We start from the raw sequence: 19,357 nt of genomic DNA on the forward strand, positions 1-19,357 counted from the left end.
GGTTGCGGTCCACGCTGGTACGGGAGTTGGGCATGGAGCCGTCCGCCGGGCTGCGGCGGCTGCAACGCTCCATCCTGCTCGCCGGCCCCGAACGCCCGGAGCGGGAACCCGCCGGGGCCGGCGCGCCCGAGGGCGGCGCCGCCCGGTTCTCCCGGGTCGGCTGACGACACGAGCGACACGGGCACAACCCGGCGCCCGCCCGGGCGCCGGTCAGGTGTGGTGGGAACGTGCTTGCCGTCATGAGGGGTTGTGGGACAGGTGGCGCAGGAGAGGTCGGAACGGACGCGCGGGCGGCTGGTGGAGGCGGGGGCGGTGTTGTTCGACCGCTGCGGCTACGCCGGTGCCACCCTGGGCGAGATCGCGGGCGCCGCAGGCGTCACCAAGGGGGCGCTCTACTTCCACTTCACGTCGAAGGAGGAGCTGGCCGGAGCGGTGCTCCAGCAGGCCGAGCAAGCGCTGGGCACCGCGTGCAGCACACTGCGCACCGCGTCGTCCCCGCTCCAGGCGCTGATCGACGCGGGCTACTGGCTGGTCGAGGCTTTGGGCTCGGACGCGGTGATCCGGGCGGCGTTCCGGCTCGGCCGGGAGGGCGGCGGCCTGCCCGTCGGCGACTCCGCCGCCGGTCCGTCCGCCGGTCTGCCCGCCAATCCGTCCGCCGGTTCGTCCGCTGGTCAGTCCGTGGGCCGGTCCACAGGGCCGTCCGTAGCCCCGGCCGCGGTCCCGTCCGCCGGTGTGTTTCCGGGCCTGCCAGGCTTCCACGGTGTCTGGGCCGCCGTCGTCCGGGACCTGCTCGCGGGCGCCCGGCGGGCCGGTGAACTGCGCGACCGTGCGGGCGCCCTCGGGCCGGAGACCCTGGTCGTGACCGCCGCCTGCGGGTTGGAGGTGGTCTTCGGTGACGGCCGCCCCGACGAGGAGCGCGCCCGCCGGGTCGGCGCACTCTGGGAGTGGCTGCTGCCCTGTCTCGTCCCGCCGGGCCACGCGGGCGCGTACCGGACCAGGCCGCTGGCCCCGGTGCCGGCCTGACCGGGGCGGTGGGCGGCCCGTCGGTGACGAGCCGCCCACCCCGGTGCCGTCCCACCTGGTGCCGCCGCCCGTGGGTCAGGCGCCGACGTAGGCCGCGAGGTGTTCGCCGGTGAGCGTCGAGCGCGCGGCGACCAGGTCGGCGGGGGTGCCCTCGAAGACGATCCGGCCGCCGTCGTGGCCCGCGCCGGGCCCGAGGTCGATGATCCAGTCGGCGTGCGCCATCACCGCCTGGTGGTGCTCGATGACGATGACCGACTTGCCGGAGTCGACCAGCCGGTCGAGCAGCCCCAGCAGGTGCTCGACATCGGCGAGGTGCAGGCCGGTGGTCGGCTCGTCGAGGACGTAGACGCCGCCCTTCTCGCCCAGGTGGGTGGCCAGCTTGAGCCGCTGCCGCTCGCCGCCGGACAGCGTGGTGAGCGGCTGCCCGAGGGTGAGGTAGCCGAGCCCGACGTCCGCCAGCCGTACCAGGATGCGGTGCGCGGCCGGGTTGCGGGCCTCGCCGGAGCCGAAGAACGCCTCCGCCTCCGTCACCGACATCGCCAGCACCTCGGTGATGTCGTGCCCGCCGAGGTGGTACTCCAGCACCGAGGCGTCGAAGCGTCGCCCCTCGCACGCCTCGCAGGTGGTGGCGACCCCGGCCATCATCGCCAGGTCGGTGTAGATCACCCCGGCGCCGTTGCACTCCGGGCAGGCGCCCTCCGAGTTGGCGCTGAACAGCGCCGGCTTCACGCCGTTGGCCTTCGCGAAGGCCTTGCGGATCGGTTCGAGCAGTCCGCTGTACGTCGCCGGGTTGCTGCGCCGCGAGCCGCGGATCGGGCTCTGGTCGACCGCCACCACCCCCGCGTCGCCGCCGCCCGCGTCGCCGTCCGCCCCGCTCCCGTCCGCCCCGCCGCCGCCCGCGCCGTTGACCAGCGAGCCGTGCACGAGCGAGCTCTTGCCGGAGCCGGCCACGCCGGTCACGACGCACAGCACGCCGAGCGGGACGTCGACGTCCACGTCGCGCAGGTTGTGGGTGGACGCGCCGCGGATCGCCAGCGCGCCGGTCGGCTTGCGCACCGACTCCTTGAGCGCGGCCCGGTCGTCGAAGTGGCGGCCGGTGACGGTGCCGCTCGCCCGCAGCCCCTCGACGGTGCCCTCGAAGCAGACCGAGCCGCCCGCCGCGCCGGCGCCGGGGCCGAGGTCGACGACGTGGTCGGCGATCGCGATGGTCTCCGGCTTGTGCTCCACCACCAGCACCGTGTTGCCCTTGTCCCGCAGCTGCCGCAGCAGGTCGTTCATCCGCTGGATGTCGTGCGGGTGCAGGCCGCTGGTCGGCTCGTCGAACACGTAGGTGGTGTCGGTGAGGGCGGAGCCGAGGTGGCGGATCATCTTGACGCGCTGCGCCTCGCCGCCCGACAGGGTGCCCGCCGGCCGGTCGAGCGAGAGGTAGCCCAGCCCGATCTCCACGAAGGAGTCGAGGGTCTGCCCCAGGCTGGTCAGCAGCGGCGCCACCGAGGGCTCGTCGAGGCCCCGGACCCAGGCGGCGAGGTCGCTGATCTGCATCGCGCAGGCGTCCGCGATGTTGACCCCGCCGATCCGCGCGGACCGGGCGCCCTCGCTGAGCCGGGTGCCCCCGCAGTCGGGGCAGGTGGTGAAGGTGACCGCCCGGTCCACGAACGCCCGGATGTGCGGCTGCAACGCCTCCTTGTCCTTGGCCAGGTAGGACTTCTGGATCCGCGGGACCAGCCCCTCGTAGGTCATGTTGATGCCCGCGATCTTCATCCGGACCGGCTCGTGGTGGAGGAAGTCGTGCAGCTCCTTCTTGGTGTACTGACGGATCGGCTTGTCCGGGTCGACGAAGCCCGAGGCGCTGTAGAGCCGGTAGTTCCAGCCACCGGGCGTGTAGCCCGGGATGGTCAGCGCGCCCTCGGAGAGCGACTTGGAGTCGTCGAAGAGCTGGCCGAGGTCGATGTCGGTGACCGAGCCCCGGCCCTCGCAGCGCGCGCACATGCCGCCGTGGTAGATCGCCTTGCGGACCACGACCCGCTCGCCCTTGCCCTTGTCGACGTTCATCGCCCCACTGGCCGTGCGGCGCGGCACGTTGAAGGCGAACGCCGCGGGCGGGCCGACGTACGGCCGCCCCAGCCGGCTGAACAGGATGCGCAGCATCGCGTTGGCGTCGGTGGCGGTGCCGACCGTGGACCGGGGGTCGGCGCCCATCCGCTGCTGGTCGACGATGATCGCGGTGGTCAGCCCCTCCAGGACGTCCACCTCGGGCCGCGCCAGGGTGGGCATGAACCCCTGGACGAAGGCGCTGTAGGTCTCGTTGATCAGCCGCTGCGACTCGGCCGCGATGGTGTCGAAGACCAGCGAGCTCTTGCCCGAGCCGGAGACCCCGGTGAACACCGTCAGCCGGCGCTTGGGGATCTCGATGCTCACGTCCTTCAGGTTGTTCTCGCGCGCGCCGTGCACCCGGATCAGGTCGTGGCTGTCGGCGGCGTGCGGCGCCGGCGCGTGTGCGTCCCTGTTCGTGGTCATGCCCATCCTGTCTCCGTACCGTCCGGGGGCCGTCGACCCGACCCCCGGTGGCGGCGCCGTCGTCGGTCCGATTCGATCTAAGCAGCTCCCACTGACATCCCGATGGCGTTCCGGGACCGGAACCCGGGGGGCGGACGGGGCGGGAGGGGCGGCGGCGTCCGGCCGGGGTCGAATGTCAGTGCGGCTCGCCATGATGGCGGTATGAAGGACGCAGCCACCCAGGCCTCTCCCGCAGCCCTCGCCTCCCCGGAGGCCTACGCCGACGCCGTCGCCACCGCCGTCCGGGCGGCCGCGGCGTACTACGCCGACGGCTCCACCCCGCTCGGCGACGACGAGTACGACGCCCTGGTCCGGGCGATCGGGGCCTACGAGCACGCGCACCCGGCGGCGGTGCTCCCCGAGTCACCGACCGGCAAGGTGGCCGGCGGGGCGGCCGTCGGCGACGTGCCGCACAGCGCGCCGATGCTCTCGCTCGACAACGTCTTCTCCGCCGAGGAGCTGGAGTCGTGGGCCGCCGGCCTGGAGCGACGGCTCGGCCGCCCGGTCGCAGCCTGGTGCGTCGAGCCGAAGCTGGACGGCCTCGCGGTCGCCGCCCGCTACCGGGCCGGGCACCTCACCCAGGTGCTGACCAGGGGCGACGGCCTGGCGGGCGAGGACATCACGGCGGGCGCCGACGCCGTGCTCGGCCTGCCCGGGCGGCTCGCCGAGCCGGTCGACGTCGAGCTGCGCGGCGAGGTGCTGCTCACCCACGAGCAGTTCGAGCAGGCCAACGCCGTCCGCACCGCCCACGGCGCCACCCCCTTCGCCCACCCGCGCAGCGGCGCCGCCGGCACCCTGCGCGCCAAGGACCGCCCCTACCGCGTCGAGCTCACCTTCTTCGCCTACGACGCCCTCGGCCTGCCCGGCCTCGACCACGCCGAGCTGCTGGCCCGGCTCGCCGCGCTCGGCGCCAACACCGCCGCCAGCACCGATGCCGCGCCCCGCCGCTGCGCCACGCTGGCCGAGGCCCAGCAGCGGATCGACGAGATCGCCGGGCTGCGCGCCGCGCTGCCCTTCGGGATCGACGGCGTGGTGGTGAAGGCGGACGCGGTCGCCGACCAGGAGGAGGCCGGGGAGGGCTCGCGCGCCCCGCGCTGGGCGGTCGCCCGCAAGCTCCAGGCCCAGCACAAGGTCACCCGGCTGCTAGGGGTGGAGTGGAACGTCGGCCGGACGGGCATCATCGCGCCCCGTGCCGTCCTCGAACCGGTGGTGATCGACGGCGTCACCGTCACCTACGCGACGCTGCACAACCCGGCGGACATCGAACGCCGCGGCCTGATGATCGGCGACCAGGTGTTCGTCTACCGCGCGGGCGACGTGATCCCGCGCGTCGAGGCGCCGCTGGTCGACGAACGGACCGGGGCCGAGCAGCCGATCGCCTTCCCCGAGGTCTGCCCGCGCTGCGGCGACGCGATCGACACCTCCGAGCAGCGCTGGCGCTGCGTGCGCGGCCGGGCCTGCCAGGCCGTCGCCTCGGTGATCTACGCGGCCGGGCGCGACCAGCTCGACATCGAGGGCCTGGGCGGCACCCGGGCCGTCCAGCTGGTCGAGGCCGGGCTGGTCGCCGACCTCGCCGACCTGTTCACCCTCACCCGCGAGCAGCTGCTCACCCTGGAGCGGATGGGCGGGACGAGTGCCGACAACCTGCTCGCCGCCATCGAGACCGCCCGCACCCGCCCGCTGAACCGGGTGTTCTGCGCCCTCGGCATCCGCGGCACCGGGCGCACCATGTCCCGCCGGATCGCCGCCCACTTCGGCAGCATGGCCGCGATCCGGGCCGCCGACGCCGAGGCGCTGGCGGGTGTGGACGGCATCGGGGCCGAGAAGGCCGCCGTGATCGTCGCCGAACTCGTCGATGTGGCCGCGCTGTTGGACCGGCTCGCGGAGCAGGGCGTGGGGACGGCGGTGACGGAGCCCGCGGCCGCTGCGGTGGCCGGTACGGCCGGTGCGGCCGGTGCGACGGAGGCAGACGGAGCCCCGGCCGGGGCGGGCGGTCCGCTGGCCGGTCAGAGCGTGGTCGTCACCGGCAGCATGACCGGGGCGCTCGCGGAGCTGTCCCGGAACGCGATGAACGAGCTGATCGAACGAGCCGGGGGCAAGGCGTCCTCCTCCGTCTCCAAGCGCACCTCGCTGCTGGTGGCCGGGGAGAAGGCGGGCTCCAAGCGGGCCAAGGCCGAGGAGCTCGGGGTGCCGGTGATGGGCCCGGAGGAGTTCGCGGTGCTGGTCGCCGACCACCTGGGGTGAGCCCCGGCAGGGGGCGGGATCTCGGCGGCGATCACCCGGCGATCACCCGGGGGTGGCGTGCGGTAGGGTGGCCGACGCCGAGTATGACCGCGAATCAGGGAGGTGAGACCCATTACCGGTATGTCCGAGCGGGTGCTCCCGGAGCGCGGCCGTGCGGGCGCCTCGCGCGCGTAGCGCGGACGCGCCGGCACGCCACCGGCCCTGGCGGGAGCCCTGACGGAGTCCTTTCGTTCTCCTCCCGTCCCCCCAAGGGGTTCTCTTGTCGGTTTTCACCTCCGCCACCCTCCGTACCTCGGTGGTCTCCCGCCTGCGCGCCGCCGGGTGCGTGTTCGCCGAGGACGAGGCGCGGATCCTGCTCGCCGCGGCCGCGTCGACGGCCGATCTGGCGGTGATGGTCCGCGCCCGCGCCGAAGGCCGTCCGCTGGAACACGTCGTCGGCTGGGCCGAGTTCGCCGGACTGCGGATCGCCGTCGATCCCGGCGTCTTCGTCCCGCGCCGGCGCAGCGAGTTCCTGGTCACCACCGCGACCGCGCTGACCGGCCCGGACGCCGTGCTCGTCGACCTGTGCTGCGGCAGCGGGGCGCTCGGCGCCGCCGTGGCGGCCGCCGTCGGGCACCCGGTCGAGCTGTACGCGGCCGACGTCGACCCGGCGGCCGTCCGCTGCGCCCGCCGCAACCTGTCCGGGGCGCAGGTGTTCCGCGGCGACCTGTTCGCCGCACTGCCCGCCGCGCTGCGCGGCCGGGTGGACGTCCTGCTCGCCAACGTCCCGTACGTGCCGACCGCCGACATCGCGCTGCTGCCGCCCGAGGCCCGGCTGCACGAGGCCCGGCCGGCGCTCGACGGCGGCGCCGACGGACTGGACGTGCTGCGCCGGGTGGCGGCCGAGGCGCCGCAGTGGCTGGCCCCGGGCGGGGCGCTGCTGTTCGAGACCAGCGAGCGGCAGAGCGCCACCGCCCTGACCGTCGCCCGCGCGGCCGGCCTGTCCGCGGCCGCCACCTGGTGCGAGGACCTGGACGCCACGGTGGTCACCGCGACCCTGCGCTGACCGCTGGGGGCGGGCCTGGCGGGGTCGCTGAGGCGGGTTCAGGTGGTGTCGATTCGCTTCGCGGCGACCGCGAGGGTGGCGTAGTGCATGGTGAAGCCGCCTCCGGCCGCGTCGATCGCGGAGCCGATGCCCGCCAGCACCTGCGCCAGGTCGGCCGGCGGGAGCAGGGTGAAGGCGCCTTGAGTGGGGAGCTGGTCCAGCCACTCGTCCCGGGTGTAGGGCTGTTCCCAGTCGAAGCGCCACTGCTCGGGGTCGGTGAAGGCGCCCGCGGTCCGGATCCCGTCGGCTGCCCTGGTGCACAGCGCCGTGTAGCCGTCCACGGCGGACGCCGTCGTCGGACGGGCGGCGAGCGAGTCGGGCACCACCCGGCGGTAGACCTCGGCGAAGGCCTCCGCGAGCTCGGGCGAGGGCCGGCCCGCGTTCCAGAACACGGCCAGCAGGCCACCGGGGCGCAGGGCCCGTGCCGCCTTGGCGGCGCCGGCGACCGGGTCCACCCAGTGCCAGGCCTGTCCGGAGACGACGGTGTCGAACGTCCGGCCGGCCCGGTCCCAGTCCTCGAACGATGCCACCTCGACGTCGAGTCCGCGCAGCCGGGCCGGCTCGGCCATCCGGGCGTCGACGTCGACGCCCAGGACCCGGGCGCCGGCTGCGGCGAACTGCCGGGCCACGATGCCGGTGCCGCAGCCGACGTCGAGGACGTTCGGGCCGGGACTGGCGGCGACGATGCGGTCCACCAGGGCCTGCGGGTAGTGGGGCCGGGCACGGTCGTAGCGTGCGGCGTCCGAGCCGAACGACTCGGCCATCCGGCGGTGTTGATGGGTCGACTGTTCGGAGCGGCGGGCGCGCTCCGGCGGTAAAGTGGGCATGTGCCCACTATGAGTGGGCGCATGCCCACTCGTCAATCGAGCCGGGCCGGGCAGGAGACGAAGGGCCGGTCAGCAGATGAAGGACCGGTCAGCAGACGAAGGAGAAGCGCGGTGCCCACCGGAGTAGCCATCCGCGACGTGCGCGACCAACTGTTCGACGCCGCCGAGCGCGTCCTGCTCCGGGACGGAGCGAGCGCGCTGACCAGCCGGGCGGTCACCGCGGAGGCGGGCTGCGCCAAAGGCGTCCTGCACCGGCACTTCGCCGACTTCGACGCGTTCCTCGCCGAGCTCGTGCTGGACCGCGTCGCCCGGATCGAGGAGCAGGCCGACGCACTGCGCCGAGCCGCCGGCACCGGCACCGTCACCGACCACCTCACCCGGGCCCTGATCGACCTGTTCGGGCCGGTCGCGGTGTCGGTCGTCAGCCTCGTCACCTCCCGGGACGGCCTGCGCTCACGCCTGCGCGCGGCCAGGCCCACGGGCGTCCCGATCCTGACCGATGCGGCGACCGCGATCGCCTCCTACCTGACCGCCGAGCAGGCCCTCGGGCGCATCGCCGCGGACGCGGACGTCGACACCCTCGCCCCCACCCTGATCGGGGCCGCGCACCTGCTGTTCGCGGACCGGCAGGCCGCCCCGCCGGGGGCCGGAGCCGTCCGCAAGGTCGTCGGCGCCGTCATCGCGGGCGTCGAGCGGCCGGCGGCCTGACGACCGGAGGCCTGACACCTGGCCGGACGGGCCCTGAGTGTGACCGGCATCGGCCTCAGGCGAGCGTCGGCACCTCGCCGCCGTCGGTGCGGTCCAGCCGGACGCCCGGCAGACCGCGGCACCAGGTGGTCGCGATCCGGTCGAGCTCCTCGTGCTCCGGCGGGTTGGGGCCGAGGCCGATGGTGAAGCGGGCCAGGCCGGGGGCGGTGTCGAAGGGGCGCGGCCAGGCGTGCACGCCGGTGACCCCGGCCTCCTCCAGGGCGGTGAGCAGCGACCGGATCCGGCCCCGGGCAGCGCCCAGCAGGTCCTCGAACTCCCTTGCCCCCGGGGTGGCTTGGACGGTCACGACGGCCCAGGCCGCGTGCCGCCGGTGCAGTGGGGGCGGGGAGAGCAGCTCGGGCCATGGGTCCGTGCCGGCGCCCTCGGCCTCGGTGCTGAGCTCCCAGGCCCGGAACAGCTCCTCGGCGAGCTGGTCGCGGGCGTCGGGGCCGACCTGCGTCGTGCAGCTGCGGACCGGCGCGGACGGGGTGAAGACGGTGACCGGGTCGGCCGAGTGACGGTTGGTCGGGTGACGGTCGGTCGGATCGTCGAGCAGGGCGACCGGCTGCCGCCAGTCCCAGCCCGCCCAGGTCTCCAGGAACCGCCGGAACAGGGCCTCCTCGGCGACGCCGTCGGCCTCCCGGACGGTTCGCGCCGCCAGCACCGACCAGGCGAGCGAGGGCGGCTGACCGAAGGGCGCGGAGTCCAGACCGCGCGCCCGGGCCCAGGCCTTGACCTCCCGGGCCAGCCGGACGAACCGTTCGTGCCGGTCCGGGCCGACCGCCGCCAGGATCGCCTCGGCGTCCCCGACCGCGCTCAGGGCCAGCGCCGCCGCCTCGCCCAACTCCGTCCGGCGCCGGACGGCCTCGGCCGGGTCGACGGCCCCGGAGGAGACCACGACGAGGTCCACGTCCAGGCCTTCGGCCGCCAGCCGCAGCCCCGGCACCCGGGCGCCGCGCACCGCGCGCACCCGCTGGGCCGCCGGCAGGGCCGCCGTCACCCGGGCCCGGACCTCGGCGAGCTCGGCCGTGCCGGGCAGCACCACCACCAGGTCCAGGTCGGCGCCGTCCAGCTGGCAACCCAGGCGGCGCGATCCGACCTCGTGCAGCACGCCCTCGGGCAGCGCCTGCGCGATCCGCTCGGCGATCCGCCGGGCCGCCGCCGCCCGCCGCGGGTGTTCGGGTGCCGGGGCGGCCGTGACCGGCTCCTCCGGCAGCAGCCGCACCTCACCCGTCCCGAGGGCGATCACCGCGCGCGGCCGCATCGGCTCCTCGCCCCGCCGGGAGAGCACCACCAGCTCGCCGACCCGGGCCGACACCGGGTCGAGCCGGTCGGCGCAGTCGGCGGCGGCGCGCTGCGGGTCGGCGCTGCGCCCGAGCGTCAGGTGCGGGGTGTAGCCCTCGGCCCGGCCGTGGCAGCGCGGGAAGCGCCGCTCCAGCGCGTGCCGCAGCGCGGCCCAGGGCGCCGAGGAGTCGGCGGCCGGGTCCAGCCAGAGCGTGGCCTCCTCGCGGTGCCCGAAGGTGTGCACCCCCGCCAGCCGCGCGGTGAACGGCGCCACCTCGGCGGCGGCCGCGCCCAGCAGCGGGAGGGCCCGGTCGAGGTCGGCCTCGGGGACGAAGCCGAACAGCAGGTTGACGTGCGGCGGCCAGCGGTCCAGCTGCGGGTCGTGGGCGGCCCGCAGGCGCTGGATCGGTGGCCACAGCTCCGCCGGTGGGAGCCAGGCCACGGCGGTGCGGGCGGTCGGCCGGGCGTCGAGCACGTCGGGGGCGTCGGGCGCGCCGGAGCCGCCCAGGGTGAGGTCCACGGCCACGCCGTAGTGGTCGGAGGGGAAGAGCCCGTCGGCCGTCGGCCGGTCGCCGAGCAGGGCGGCGGCGGTGACCCGGGCGTGCTCACTGCGGTGCAGCACCCGGTCGAGCCGGGCGGCCCGGCCGCTGAGCGAGGAGACCGCGGCGAGCGGGTTGGCGACCGGGTCGAAGGTGGCCGTGTCGTCGGCCGGGCCGTACAACTGCGTCCAGGCGTCCCGCAGGCCGAGCGCGGCGGCCGGGCCCTGTGCGCCGGAGCGGCCGTCGTTGAAGTCCCCGAGCAGCAGCACGTCTCCCTCGACGCCCGCCAACCCCTCGGCCAGCCGGGCGAGTTCGGACTGCCGGCGGTCGGCGCCGTCCGCCGAGTGGTCGCTGCTGAGGTGCACCGCGGCGACCGTCAGCGGTGCGCCGGCGGTCTGCACAGCCAGGGCGGTGACGGCCTTGTGCGGGCCCAGCGTGTGGCGGGCCGCCTCCAGCACCGGCAGCCGGCTGAGCAGCAGCAGCCCGTACGCGTCGACGTCCGGCCCGAGCGGGTCGGTGGAGAGGGTGTAGCCGGCGCGGACCCAGGGCTCGGCCAGCAGCAGGGCGACCAGGGCCGGTTCGACCTCCTGGAGCGCGATGACGTCCGCGTCGGCGGTGGCCAGCTCGGCGAGCAGCAGCGGACGGCGGCGGTCGGTGGCGATCCGGTCGGCGTCGTAGCGGTCCCACAGGGTGTTCCAGGTGACCACCCGCAGCTCGGTGCCCGCGGCGGGACCGGAACGGCGGACGGGTGCACCGGCCGGCACAGGCCGCCAGCCGGCGTCCGGCTGCCAGGCGTACGGCGTCACGGCGGTGAAGAACGGCGCGCGCAGCCGGCGCGGGTCGGTGCGCCGGCCGGCCTCGGTGCTGTCCAGCAGGTCCGTGCCCGAGGCGCGGTCCCACACCACCACCCCGTCGGCCTCGACGAAGCGGACCCGGTGCCACGGGATGTCGCCCGAGGCCGCGAAGGCCTCCAGCGGCACCAGCTTGGTGCGGTCGTCGCGCTGCCGGACCCCGACCGTGAACCGGGCCGGATCGAAGCGGGCGTCCCAGCGGATGCGCTGGCAGACCTGTTCGATGGGGCGCATCAGTCCTCCTCTCCGTCGAGCGTGCCCGCCGTGGACTCCACCCTGCCACCCGGGCCGAGGTACCAGGTGCGGTGCGCCTGGCCGGGGTAGGGCGGGCTGAACCGGTGCAGCTGGGCGGCGAGCACCGCGGGCGGTACGGGGTGCGGCCTTATGGCGTTGCGGCGCAGCAGCTCGGCCTCGTCGACCAGCAGCACCGCCTGGGTGATCAGGGCGTCGTGGCGCTGCGCGACGCCGTGCACCAGCGCGCGCTGGTGCCGGTTGAGCGAGGTGGCGTCCCAGACCACCGTGCCGCCCCCGGCGAGGGCGGCGTCCAGCCGGTCCAGGCCCTCCCGCAGCACCTCGGCGTTGTCCCGCTGGTCCGCCCGGGAGCCGCGGGCCGCGCGCAGGTCGTCCAGCGAGATCCGGGTGTCGACCCCGTCGAGGGTGGCGGCGAAGGTGCTCTTGCCGCTGCCGGACGGCCCGGTCAGGTGGACCAGCCGGGGGAACCGGCCGTCCCGCCAGCGCCAGGCCGCCGCCACCGCCTCCTCGACGGTGGTGATCCGGCCGCGCGCGTACGCCTCGCGGGCCTGCGCCCAGCAGCGGTCGGCGGCCTCGGGTTCGAGCCCGGCCAGCGCCTCGCGCAGGCCCGTGCGCAGCCACCCCAGCGGGGCCTCGACCAGCAGCCCGGCGTCCTCGGCGTGCAGCGCCGACCACGCCACCTGCTCCCGCTCCTGCGGCCCGGCCGCGGTGGCCGCGGCGACCGCGTGCAGCACCCCGAGGTCGGCGGCCTCGGCGAGCCTGACCAGCCCGGTGCGGCGTTCCTCGTCCGGGTACGGGCGGTGCAGACCGGGGTGCAGGCCCACCAGGTCGGCGACCCGGCGGGCCGACGGCAGGCCGAGCGGCCCGAGCAGCCGGGGCGCCAGCCACGGCCGCGGATTGCCGCGCAGCGCGACCGCGAGCACCCCGGCCAGCCGCGCGTCCCCGCCCCGCCCCGACTCGTCGAGCCGCGCCGAAACCTCGGCCAACTCCTCGTCGGTGGCGGTGAACTGGTCCTCGGTCAGATCCAGGGCGGCCGCCAGCGCGGCGCGTTCGGGCTGCGCGCCGGAGCGCACCGCCCAGAGCGCGGCGCCCGGCCCGAGGCCGTTCTCCACGACGGCGGCGTGCATCCAGTGCGTGTCGGTGCGGACGTGGTGCGGGCGCACCCACTTGGCGACCCGCCGCCCGAACTCGCCCCGGGCGAAGCCCTCGACCGTCCGGACGACGTACCCCTCCTGCCGCTCGGTGTCCAACCGCAGCGCCCGCAGCGCCCGTTCGTCGTACCGGCCGCGCCAGAGCACCCGGGGTGCGGGCACGCCGAGCCGGCGCAGGAAGCGGACGGTGTCGTCCCAGTCGAGGCATCGGTCCTGGTCGGTCCAGACCGAGAAGCCCTGGAACCAGCCGTCCAGATCGGTGTACGGGATCGAGTGCCGGGCGAACAGGTTCTCCCCGCAGATCCGCCAGCCGGCCGGGATCCGGGTGCCGATCCGGCTCTGCAGGCCCTTCACCCAGGCCCGCGAGGGGTGGTGCGCCGAGTCCAGCGAGCGGGCGTGCAGGCCGTCCTGGTAGAGCGTGGTGTTCTCGCCGTCCAGCTTCTCCGTGACGACGACCTCCTCGCCCGCCAGCGCGGACAGGTCACCGGCCCGTACGTCGTCCGCCGTCGCCCCCGGTGACCAGGGCAGGTGCGGCGTCCGGGGGTAGTGCACTCGCATGTCCGGCTCCCGAGAACGTCCTTGATCGGCGTTCACTGTAGGAGCGGTCCCGGTGGCCCGGCCACCGATTAATGCCCGCTGGTCAGTGACCCTTTGCTGCTGGTCACTCCAGGGAGCCGCTGATCAGCGCGGCCGACGCGCAGGTGGTCGGCGTGGGTCCGGAGGCGGGGTGGCCGACCTGGCGGCAGTCCACGGTGACCGTCACCTTCTGGTTGGCGGTGATGACGATCGGCGAGGCCCAGTGGAAGTCCTGCTCGCGGAAGTTTTCCAGGGCGGGGGCCAGCAGCGCGTTGCCGTCCACCGCGATGGTGACGGTGCCGGAGTCGCCCTGCGGGTTCTCCAGCACGAGGTCGGTGAGCCGCAGCGTCCGGCCCTCGGGCACGGCGTAGGTGGCGCTGCCCTGGGCCCCCGCCGCCGCGGTCGCCCGCAGCCGGGAGGAGAACAGCGTGGCACCCGGGCCCGGGGCCGGGCCGGCGCCCGGCGTCGCGGGCGTGGCGGTGGGGGAGGAGGACGGGGCGGGGGTGGGCGACTGCCCGGCGGCCTTCTGCGCCGCGGCCGCCGCGCTCTCCGCGCCGGCCGCCTTCTGCTTCGCCTCCGCGGCCTGCGACTGGGCGGTCTCCACCGGCCCGGCCACCGCGCCCTTGGCGGCGTCCTTGGCCACCCCGCGGACGGCCGGCCGCAACAGCCCGAACCAGATCCCGGCCAGCACCGCCGCCAGCGCGACCGCCGCGATCACCGCCTTCAACAGCCCCTTGGGCAGCACGGGTTGCTGCACGAAGGTGCCGTCGAGGGCGATCGGCGCACCCCGGTCCGGGGTGACCACCAGCTGGAAGGCGTGCGGCACCGGCTGCCCGCGCCAGATCCGCTTGCGCGGCCTGATCCGGCCGGGGACGAACGAGGCCAGCCCCGGCCCGGTCACCGTCGGCCCGGCGGGCAGGGTGAAGGTCAGCTGCTCGCCCCGGTCGCTGCCGGAGAACGTGCTCGACACCGGCAGGTTGCCCCGGTTGTCCACGGCGATCCGGATCCGGCCCGACCCCCGGCCCTGCGACAGCTGCGGGGCCAGCTCGGCCGACAGGGCGTCGACCGGCAGGAGTTCGACCACGCCCTCCGGCACCGTGGCGTGCTGCGGCTGCTCCTGCGGCTGCACCCGGACCGCGAACGGCACCGGCCCGGCCGGCAGGGCCACGTCCCGCGGCGGGCGCAGCAGCAAGGTCACCTGGCCGGCCGTCCCCGGGTACAGCGAGAGCGCGGCCGGTTCCACACTGCTCCAGGCCGCGGCCGCGCCGAGCACCTCGAAGTGGTACGCCTCCACGATGTCGCCGGAGTTGCGCAGTTCCAGGACGACCCGGGCTTCTTCACCCGGCAGCACGGACGTCGCGGTCGGCTCCAGGTGCGCGGATGTGGTCATGGGCCCGAGGGTACGGACGGCGCGCGACGCGGACAGGTGCCCCGGGGCCACACTTACGGGCATTCGTGCTGCCCGTTGAGTCCTTGTTAAGTGCCTGATGACTCCGGTGCGGTTCACTTTCGGTCGGTTTCCGTTGGAATCGAGGCGCGCGGTGGCGCGGGAGCTCGGTGGGCGTATGCGGTATCACGGAGGCAACGGCAGGGAACGGGTCCGGGTCGTGCTGCGGGCCCAGGACCCCATCTCGTACGCGGGGCTGGCCGCACAGCTGCGGCCCTGCCCCGAACTGCGCCTGCTCGGCGAGGACGAGCAGGCGACGGCGGAGCAGGTGGAAGCGGGGCGGACGACCCCGGGGCAGGCGGCCGCGCGGCAGGCGGCGGCGTGGACGACCGCGGATCCGGTGGAGCCGCCGGTGGTGGTGACCGCCATCGACCGGGTGGGCGAGGACGAGCTTCAGATGCTCCGCCAGCTGCAACGGACGGCGGGCGGCCGGATCGTCCTGGTCGGCACCGAACTCGACGACGCCGGGCTGGTGGCCGCCGTCGAGTGCGGGGTGGTCGGGGTGGTGCGACGCACCGAGGCGACGGCGGCGCGGCTGGTCCAGGCGATCACGGCCGCCGCGCGGGGCGAGGGGACGGTGCCGGCCGACCTGCTCGGGCGGCTGCTGGAACAGGTCGGCCGGCTCCAACGGCAGGTGCTGGACCCGCGCGGGCTGGCGTTCACCGGGCTGTCCGCGCGGGAGATCGAGGTGCTGCGGCTGGTGGCGGCGGGGGACGACACGGCCGAGATCGCCGAGAAGCTGTCCTTCTCGGAGCGGACGGTCAAGAACGTCCTGCACGAGGTCACCACGCGGCTGCAACTGCGCAACCGCTCCCACGCGGTGGCGTACGCGCTGCGGGAGGGGTTCATCTAGGGCGGCACCGAACGACGGGTGCTGGTCCGGTGGCACGACGGGCCGGTTCGGGCGGGGCCGGGCGCCCGATGGGGCAGCCCGGGCTTCCCGGGGTGTTGCCCCGGGCTCGGCTGCCCGGCGGGGCCGGGTGGGCCAGGGTAGCGGTGAGGAGGGACAACCGGATGCCGTCGGCCCGCCCGGGGGTGCGCGGGGACACCGTCCGGGAGACGCGGTGCGACGAGGTGTGCTGAGGGCCGGACCCCGCCGGGGTCGGCCCGGGCGGCTGCTGATGGTGGTGCTCTCGACGGCGCTGGTCGCGGCCGTCCTGGTCGCGGTGGCCGCCGTCCGTCGCGCGCCCGCACCCGGCCTCGAACCGGCCGCCGCCGAGCCTGCCCCCGGCCGGCTGGCGTACGTCAACTCCCTGACCCACCGCGCCCTGGTGCTCGCCACCGGCCCGCGGCCGGCCGTCACGCCGCTGTTCGGCGTCGGCGTCGCGGGCAACGACTGCCAGCCCTCGGTGCGCGGCGACACGGTGGTGTGGGTCAGCGACCGCAGCGGCACCGGCGAGCAGCTGATGAAGCGTCAGGGTGCTGGTCCAGCCGTGCCGTTCTATGCGAGGAACGGCTGGCGGCTGATGAACCCGGCGCTCTCCCCGGACGGCCGGACGGTCGCCTTCACCTCCTGGCAGCAGGCGAGCGACGGGGACGACTGGTGCCGCCAGGGGCAGCGCTCGGCGGACCCGACCGTCGCCGCCGCTTCCTCGTCCGATGCCTCGGCCACGCCCTCCAGCGCCTCGCCCACCCCCTCCGGGGCGACGCCCACCGTCTGGGTCGTCGGCGTCGACGGCGGCGAGCCGCGCCCGGTCAGCGACGGGAGGACCGCGGCCGACTGGGCCACCTGGTCGCCGGACGGCACCGCGCTGGCGTACGAGCAGGACGGCCGGCTCTACCGCGCCCCCGCCCAGGGCGGCACGCCGCAACTCGTGGCCACCGGCGGGAAGGAGGCGCACCGGCCCTCCTGGGAACCGACCGCCGGGACCGGCCACGACCGGCTCGCCTTCCTCACCCCGGGCAACGAGACCCTGACCGTCAACGCCGTACCCGCCCGGCACGATGGCCCGGTCGAGGTCCTCGCGTCCTCCAGCACCGGATCCACCGACGGCGCGGTGGCGTGGTCCCCGGACGGGTCCGCGCTGGCCCTCGTCGTCGGGTCGCGCGCCTACCGGGTCGCGCCGGTCCGCCCCTGCGACGCCTGCACCGGCGAGGAGATCGCCACCAACTCGGAGGGCTTCGACTCGGTCGCCTGGTACACCCCGCCGGGTGGCAGCCCGACCGTGCTGCTGACCCGGCCCGACCCGTACTACGGCCACCTGGAGAGCATGCTGCCGCGGCCGCCCCTGGACCGGCTCGACCTGCTGCCCGGCGACCTCGCCTCGGCGACCGACTACCGCGATCCGGCGTACTCGCCGGACGGGCGGCGGCTCGCCTTCGTCAGCGTCGAGTACTACGGCGACGGCGCGGCCCGCAGCCGGATCATGGTCGGCGACCCGGACGACCTGGCCCACGCGGTCGCGCTGCCCACCGCGCTCGTCGACCCCGGGATGGACTACACACGGCCCGCCTGGTCGCCGGACGGCACCGAACTGGCCTTCGGTCAGGCGGACCGGAACACGGCCGGGGTGACGGCGGACGCGGCCGCACCCAACCCGGGGCGGGTCGTCGTCGTCTCGCTCGGCGCCGACCCGGCGACGGCGTCCCTGCGGTACGCCGTCCCCCGGCTGTCCCGCAACGGGTACCGCTGCCAGTCGCTGGAACGGGACCCGACCTGGTCCGCCGACGGCAGCCGGATCGCGTTCTCGCGGCAGGGCTCCTGTGTGCCGATCGTCAACGTGCGGGCGGCGACGGGTGGTTCGAGCTCGGGACCGGCGCCGACCTCGGCCGGCACCGCCGGACCGCCGCCCGCCGCGCTGGCCGCGCCCGTCAACGGCACCCGTCACGTCTGGAGCGTCGACGCCCGCGACGGCGGCGACCAGCGCGACCTCACCGCCGCCCAGTGCGGCGAGGACTGCCCGGTCTCCGACGAACGGCCCGCGTACGCGCCGGCCGGCGACCGCCTCGCCGTCAGCCGGGTTCTGCTCACGGCCGAGAACACCGGCACCCCCACCCCGGGCGCACCCCCACCCGCTGCCGGCTACCGGGTGCTGGTGACCATGGCCGGCAACGGCCAGGGCTGCCGCACCGTGGTGCCGTGGACCGGCGCCTGCCCGACCGTCAGCCCGCGCGTGCCGCCGGACACCGCCTCGCCGTTCCGGACCCCGATCGAACCCGCCTGGTCACCCGACGGCACCCGGCTGGCCTTCCGCTCGCACGGCAAGCGGATCGGCATCGCCGACGCGACCACCGGACAGGGCCAGGAACTCCCCGACCGGTACAGCTCCCAGCAGTCCGCCCCGACCTGGCAGGCCACCGCCGACCTCGACGTCGCCCTCACCGCCGACCAGCCCCAGCTCACCGAGGGCGCCACCGGCGACCTCACGCTGACCGTCACCAACCTCGGCCCGGCCCCCGCCACCGCCCCGACCGGCGGCGAACTCACCCTGCCGCCCGGCCTCCAGGGCGTCGGCGCACCCCGGCCCTCCCAGGGCAGCTGCTCCGCGACCGCCCCGTACAGCTGCGCCTTCGGGACGCTCGCCGGCGGTGCCTCCGCGACCGTCCACCTGACCGTCCGGGCGACCGCCCTCGGCAGCCAGCAGGTCACCGGCCAGGCCACCACCCGGCTGACCGACCCCCGGCCGGAGAACAACCGCGCCCAGGTCACCGTCACCGTGGTCGCGCCGAAACTGCCCGACCCCGCCGTCACCGCCACCGTCACGCCCGCCACCGTGCGGACCGGCGAGCCCGCCACCATCGAGTTCACCGTGCGTAACCGGGGCGACGCCACGGCCTACGCCGTCACCCTCACCCCGACCGTCCCACCCGGACTGACGGTCACCGGCTCGACCCCGGCCTGCCCGGCCACCGGGTGCGTGCTCGGCACCCTGGCGGCCGGCGAGGAGAAGCGGGTCAGCCTGGTCGTCACCGCGGCGACGCCGCTCACCGCCACCGTGCTGGGCACCGTCAGCAGCGAGGGCCGGGACTCCGACCCGGGCAACAACACCGTCACCGTCACACTCACCGTCACCGACCGCGCGACGCCGCCGCCGACCTCCCCGCCCCCGTCGTCGCCCACGGTGACACCGACGGCCACGCCCACGACCACGCCCGCCCCGCCGCCCCCGGCACCGCGCGCCGACCCGGCCGTCGGCCTCACCGTCGACCCGGCCACCGCCTACGTCGGCGGCACCGTCACCGCCCGGGTGACCGTCCGCGACCTCGGCGCCGCCCCGGCGACCGGCGCCACCCTCGTCACCGCACTGCCCCCGGGCGCCACCCTGCTCTCCGCGCCGCCCGGCTGCACCCCCGCCGCCTGCCCGATCGGCGACCTCGCGCCCGGCGCCGAAACCGTCGTCACCTTCACCCTCACCCCGACCGCCCCCTCCACCGGCACCGTCACCGCCACCCTGACCACCACCGGCGACGACCTGACGGCCGCCAACGACACCGCCACCGCCGCCCTGACCGTCCGCCGGCCCACCGTCACGCTCAGCCCGCCGGTCGGGCCGCCCGGCGTCGTCACCCTCGCGTACGGCGCGGACTTCCCGCCCGGCACCGAGGTCACCCTGCGGTGGAGCGCGGGCGTCACCGCCGCCGCCGCGCCCGTCCGGGTCGGCGCGGACGGCACCTTCACCGCGCCGGTACTGGTGCTCGTCCAGGACACCCTCGGCCCGCGCGAACTGGTGACGACCCCCGCCGCCGCCGGACCGCCCGCGTTCGGCGAGGTCCGCACCGGCTTCACCGTGGTCCCCGGCGTGCTCCAGCCCCGGCCCTACGAGTGGCGGCGGTGAC

Annotated in this window: 11 protein-coding genes; 6 read left to right on the forward strand and 5 right to left on the reverse strand. The window is 75.9% G+C overall.

Going from position 1 to position 19,357, the window contains the following annotated elements; all coding sequences use genetic code 11:
* The first annotated feature begins 258 nt into the window (after nucleotides 1-258).
* On the forward strand, nucleotides 259-1,023 hold the full coding sequence (locus ABTY15_RS24040) for a TetR family transcriptional regulator (protein ID WP_350598516.1): 765 nt from the start codon (nucleotides 259-261) through the stop codon (nucleotides 1,021-1,023).
* Between the two features lie 75 nt (nucleotides 1,024-1,098).
* Here the strand turns inward: ABTY15_RS24040 and ABTY15_RS24045 are convergent, their stop codons facing one another.
* A complete protein-coding gene (locus tag ABTY15_RS24045; RefSeq protein WP_350598520.1) occupies nucleotides 1,099-3,540 on the reverse strand; it encodes an ATP-binding cassette domain-containing protein in 2,442 nt (813 codons plus the stop codon).
* 201 nt (nucleotides 3,541-3,741) lie between these two features.
* On the opposite strand from ABTY15_RS24045, the gene ligA reads away from it, so the two are divergent.
* Nucleotides 3,742-5,823 (forward strand): NAD-dependent DNA ligase LigA, encoded by a 2,082-nt coding sequence (gene ligA / locus ABTY15_RS24050; protein ID WP_350598527.1) that lies wholly within the window; start codon nucleotides 3,742-3,744, stop codon nucleotides 5,821-5,823.
* A 259-nt stretch (nucleotides 5,824-6,082) separates the two neighbouring features.
* Nucleotides 6,083-6,868, forward strand: a complete 786-nt coding sequence (locus ABTY15_RS24055; protein ID WP_350598535.1) for a putative protein N(5)-glutamine methyltransferase — start codon at nucleotides 6,083-6,085, stop codon at nucleotides 6,866-6,868.
* 38 nt (nucleotides 6,869-6,906) lie between these two features.
* Here the strand turns inward: ABTY15_RS24055 and ABTY15_RS24060 are convergent, their stop codons facing one another.
* Nucleotides 6,907-7,734 (reverse strand): class I SAM-dependent methyltransferase, encoded by an 828-nt coding sequence (locus ABTY15_RS24060; protein ID WP_350598542.1) that lies wholly within the window; start codon nucleotides 7,732-7,734, stop codon nucleotides 6,907-6,909.
* A gap of 111 nt (nucleotides 7,735-7,845) precedes the next feature.
* Between ABTY15_RS24060 and ABTY15_RS24065 the strand changes: the two genes are divergently transcribed.
* The gene (locus ABTY15_RS24065; RefSeq protein ID WP_350598548.1) at nucleotides 7,846-8,442 is read left to right on the forward strand and encodes a TetR/AcrR family transcriptional regulator; all 597 of its coding nucleotides are present in this window, start codon (nucleotides 7,846-7,848) and stop codon (nucleotides 8,440-8,442) included.
* Between the two features lie 55 nt (nucleotides 8,443-8,497).
* Here ABTY15_RS24065 and ABTY15_RS24070 read toward each other — a convergent pair whose 3' ends face one another.
* The 3 genes from ABTY15_RS24070 to ABTY15_RS24080 all read right to left on the reverse strand — a co-directional run bounded on the left by ABTY15_RS24070 (nucleotide 8,498) and on the right by ABTY15_RS24080 (nucleotide 14,524).
* Nucleotides 8,498-11,389 (reverse strand): poly(A) polymerase, encoded by a 2,892-nt coding sequence (locus tag ABTY15_RS24070; protein ID WP_350598553.1) that lies wholly within the window; start codon nucleotides 11,387-11,389, stop codon nucleotides 8,498-8,500.
* A complete protein-coding gene (locus ABTY15_RS24075; RefSeq protein ID WP_350598557.1) occupies nucleotides 11,389-13,116 on the reverse strand; it encodes an RNA ligase family protein in 1,728 nt (575 codons plus the stop codon). Before ABTY15_RS24075 ends, ABTY15_RS24070 begins: the two co-directional genes overlap by 1 nt.
* Nucleotides 13,117-13,219: 103 nt before the next feature.
* Nucleotides 13,220-14,524: a COG1470 family protein gene (locus tag ABTY15_RS24080; RefSeq protein ID WP_350598560.1), complete on the reverse strand. Its 1,305-nt coding sequence runs from the start codon at nucleotides 14,522-14,524 to the stop codon at nucleotides 13,220-13,222.
* Between the two features lie 175 nt (nucleotides 14,525-14,699).
* Between ABTY15_RS24080 and ABTY15_RS24085 the strand changes: the two genes are divergently transcribed.
* Entirely contained in the window at nucleotides 14,700-15,434 is a 735-nt protein-coding gene (locus ABTY15_RS24085; protein ID WP_350598565.1) for a response regulator transcription factor, read from the forward strand.
* A gap of 268 nt (nucleotides 15,435-15,702) precedes the next feature.
* Nucleotides 15,703-19,356: a hypothetical protein gene (locus tag ABTY15_RS24090; protein WP_350598573.1), complete on the forward strand. Its 3,654-nt coding sequence runs from the start codon at nucleotides 15,703-15,705 to the stop codon at nucleotides 19,354-19,356.
* Nucleotide 19,357: the final 1 nt, after the last annotated feature.

The organism is Kitasatospora sp. NPDC097643 (assembly GCF_040302625.1).
Classification (GTDB): Bacteria; Actinomycetota; Actinomycetes; order Streptomycetales; family Streptomycetaceae; genus Kitasatospora.